This window comes from Armatimonas sp. (assembly GCF_043760365.1).
Taxonomy (GTDB): Bacteria; Armatimonadota; Armatimonadia; order Armatimonadales; family Armatimonadaceae; genus Armatimonas.
Genome location: NZ_JAYUPA010000392.1, coordinates 1 through 1,794, shown reverse-complemented (window position 1 = coordinate 1,794; position 1,794 = coordinate 1). Strand labels below are relative to the sequence as shown.

General features: G+C 59.3%; 2 protein-coding genes and 1 pseudogene. 2 read left to right on the top strand and 1 reads right to left on the bottom strand.

Features of this window, described 5'->3' with window-relative positions:
- Nucleotides 1-269 precede the first annotated feature (269 nt).
- Entirely contained in the window at nucleotides 270-695 is a 426-nt protein-coding gene (gene tnpA, locus ACH2EH_RS09365; RefSeq protein ID WP_395141051.1) for an IS200/IS605 family transposase, read from the top strand.
- A 79-nt stretch (nucleotides 696-774) separates the two neighbouring features.
- On the opposite strand, the gene ACH2EH_RS09360 is transcribed toward tnpA, so the two are convergent.
- Nucleotides 775-1,218: a dimethylsulfonioproprionate lyase family protein gene (locus ACH2EH_RS09360; RefSeq protein WP_395141049.1), complete on the bottom strand. Its 444-nt coding sequence runs from the start codon at nucleotides 1,216-1,218 to the stop codon at nucleotides 775-777.
- A 48-nt stretch (nucleotides 1,219-1,266) separates the two neighbouring features.
- Between ACH2EH_RS09360 and ACH2EH_RS09355 the strand changes: the two are divergent.
- Nucleotides 1,267-1,794, top strand: a pseudogene (locus tag ACH2EH_RS09355) (hypothetical protein); the annotation flags it as partial.

Genomic DNA, 1,794 nt, shown 5'->3' with positions numbered 1-1,794 from the left:
CGATCTGGGCATTGAGCTAGACACAGCGTTTGCGGCGAAGATGGCACGCAATGAGGAAAAGTACCCGGTGGAGAAGGCGCGAGGAAGCTCCAAGAAGTACACGGAGCTGTAGCTCGCCCTCATGAACGTGTCGCCCCCATGAACGTGTCGCCCCCATGAACGGGGGCGTCTTATTGACGGCTTCGCCGACACGAAGGGCGTGCCGCCCATGCAGAAAAATAAATTCTTGGATTTTATAAGATTTGGGGGTTCGCACCCGTTTTAGGAGTGTGAAAGAAGACTATCGGTGCCAGCGCCGTAATAAGCTGGTTATTGGTTTACATCTTGTTTGGGCGACGCATGAGCGCCGCCCCCTGATTACAGACGATTTAGAGCGTGTTGCCTACCATGCCATCTCTGCCGAAGCAACCCGACTGGGTTGTGAGGTGCTGGCAATCGGTGGAATGCCAGATCACGTCCATATGATCGTTACGATTCCCACGACACTGACTATCGCCCGCTTGCTCAATCAGGTCAAAGGCGGCTCGTCGTCAACAATACGCAACCACCTTGGCACTACGCGATTCTTCGCTTGGGAGCCTGGCTATGCAGCGTTTTCCCTCAGTCCAGATCACCAATCTGCCGCTATCGCCTATGTCCAAAAGCAGAAAGAGCACCACGCCAACCAGACCACCTACGACGACGAAGAAATCTAATTCCCTAAAATAGGGGCGGCACGCCCTTCGTGTCGGCGAAGCCGTCAATAAGACGCCCCCGTTCATGGGGGCGACACGTTCATGGGGGCGAGACACACTGCGGGGCGGCGCCCTCGGGGAGCGCAGGGACATCTATTCCTGCGCGGGGGAGGGTGCCCTCTAGCTCCTGCTTCCAGTGCGCCACATCGCCCGCTGGGCCGTAGGCGTAGAGCATCACCAGGGGAGTGCTGCCCGTGTTCGTGAGCTGATGGAAGACGGTCGGAGGGATGTAGACGCACTGGCCTGACTTCACGGCTTGCCGCTCCTCGCCTAGGCACATCTCCCCCTCGCCCTCGACAATAAAATACACTTCCTCTTGTCCCTGGTTGTGCCAGGGAACCTGCCCGCCGCCCGGCTCCAGCACGACATAGCCCAGGGCAAAGTTCTCACACTGCACCGGAGACATGCCACCCACTAAGTTACGTGTCCAGCGCTGCGCCGGGTAGCGACGACCGGCGAGTTCATTGAGGTCTGCGATATTCATGCCAGAGAGAGTACCCTATGCGCAGGTGGTAAACTCTCAGAACGAGCCATGAGAAACACACTGCGTGGGCTGTGCGCCCTGTTATTGCCGGTTGTCTTACTGGTGATGGCTGCCTGTGTGCGCCAGAGACCGGTGTCGGTAGCTCTTGGCCCGGAGGCGATCTATTCCGAGTTTGTGGGCAATGCGGCCTGCCAGCCCTGCCACGCGGTGGAGTTTACAAGCCACCAGAAATCTCGGCACATGAGCACGCTCCACGATGCCACACCAGCGGCGCTGGGGCTACTGGCTCCGGGGCTGGGAGTCACACCCGGCGGGATCGCACTGACGCAAGAAGGCGCGGGTCTCGCCGTGAAAATGGCGAAGAAACCAGGGACGCCGACCGTGCCGCTGGCGTTTGCGCTGGGCTCGGGCAAGACGGGGATGACATTTCTAGCGCTTTTGGAGCAGGGGAGTGCGGAGATTTTCCAGAGCTACTTTCCCAACCAGAAAAAGTGGCACACGACCCCCGGGCAGCAGGATTACGCGCACGGAAGCCTGGGACGGCCCTACGATGAGTCCACGACACGCCACTGTCTG

What these genes read in the sequence shown, in the direction of transcription:
- ACH2EH_RS09360 (WP_395141049.1), bottom strand. Translation starts at nt 1,218, where the DNA reads ATGAATATCGCAGACCTCAATGAACTCGCCGGTCGTCGCTACCCGGCG.